The sequence below is a fragment of the Candidatus Obscuribacterales bacterium genome (assembly GCA_036703605.1).
In the GTDB taxonomy this organism is placed as follows: Bacteria; Cyanobacteriota; Cyanobacteriia; order RECH01; family RECH01; genus RECH01.
This window is the reverse complement of record DATNRH010000828.1, coordinates 1-1,711: the sequence shown is the minus strand read 5'-3', so window position 1 is coordinate 1,711 and position 1,711 is coordinate 1. Positions and strand designations below refer to the sequence as shown.

The 1,711-nt window shown below is 52.1% G+C and carries 1 protein-coding gene; it reads left to right on the top strand.

Annotated elements, in window-relative coordinates; translation table 11 throughout:
• Positions 1-559: 559 nt before the first annotated feature.
• A partial coding sequence (locus V6D20_17090; protein ID HEY9817497.1) for a dynamin family protein occupies positions 560-1,711 on the top strand: 1,152 nt, incomplete at its 3' end.

Genomic DNA, 1,711 nt, shown 5'->3' with positions numbered 1-1,711 from the left:
AGGTCGCTTAGTGGGTCGCAAAACAGCGCTGTCTCAGCATCGTCTCATAGTTGGAGCTATTGCTATCAAAGGACTCTAGATCTAAATGGCCCGTTTTGGTCAGAATCTTTACCGTGGCCCTATCTTAAGCCACGAGATATGTTTTGGTTTGATAAAACTCTCAATACTGGCGGCTAGAAGCCGCGCCTAAGTATCCAAACCTCTCTACGCAGGTTTATGACGGTCGTTGAACCGGCAATGAACGATTTGGACGGCGTAAGTTTCAGCCTCTTGGCATCAACGTTGGGGCAGTCGAGCAGGGATGGGGCTTATTGACTGTGTGGCGTCTGACCTAGACGCTGGCGATGGAATATTTTATGAAAAACTAAAAAATAGGATTGGGTCAGGCTGTTTATCCGGCTTTAGTCTTGGGCATCCTGAAGGATGAAACGTTTGTGGCCTGAGCTTCATTCAGGTTCTTAGCTTCAGATTCTTGAGGAGAGCGATAGCTTTCCCCATGCCCATTTGCGGGTTTGTGGGAGGCGCAGACCTCTGGCTCAGCCCTATTTTGGAGGACAGGATGCCCAGCCCGATTGAGATGTTGGAGACTGCAAGAAACCATTTGCAGGAGTTGGGGAATTGTGTGAGCGATATTGTCAACACATCCCCGGATGCCTTTAGTGGTGACGAGGTGAAGGAACAGCTTCAGCGCTTCCAGGATGCTTATGATGAAGCGATCGCCCGGCTCGAAACCCCTAAGCTATATATTGCCACGATTGGGACGACATCGTCTGGCAAGTCAACCCTGGTCAATGCGTTGATTGGACGACGAATTGCGCCGATTGAGCGCGGGGAGATGAGCGGCGGCGTTTTGCGGCTGCGCCATGGCGATACCCGAGAACTTCACATTGCAGAAACGGACGGTGCGGTCTGGGACACTGGCGCTTGGAATGATCTGGAGGATGGGGAGATCTACGATCGCATCCGTGACCGGGTCATGCGTCTTTACCATAGCAGTCGTCGGGAAAAAGACCTCCAGGCACCGGAGGTGGCGGTGACGCTGCCCATATTGCCCGTCGCCGACCCAAGCCTGCTAGGGTTGCCGGACGGTATTGAGTTTGAGTTAGTTGATCTGCCGGGCCTCAAGTCGGTGCAAGACAAAGACAACCTGAAGGTCATTCAGTCCTATGTGAGTCAAGCCTTTAGCGTCGTGACGCTGGACTACGGACAGGTGGACGATCAGCAACGACAAAAGCTCTTGGATGAGCTAAAGAATGTTGTGGAGTATCTAAATGCACGCACAAATTCCAATGAACATACGGATTCCAATGAACGCACGGATTCCATGGTGTTTGTCTTGAATCGGGTTGATATGCGCGGCAGTGATGACTTGCCTCTTGAGGAGTGCATCCAGCAGCTACAGCACGAAATTCAACAGGTTCTTAAGTTGAAAACACTGCCCGACGTGATGCCCTTGAGTGCGCGACTGCTTTACTATGCCCAGTGTGCTTGGGGTACGGGTGCACTGAGTGGGAGATCAGAGGTGAGTCCTGATGCTAGGAACCAACGGCTGACTGCCATGTTCCATGACTGTGGGCCCCTGATCAGAGCGAAAACAAGAGGCGATCGCCAGATCAAAGCATGGATGCGAGACATCGAAGACCGTGTTGAGGAGGGAGAGCATATTGACGACGATGATATGCGCCAGCTTCTGGAGTACGCCCTAGAGTGG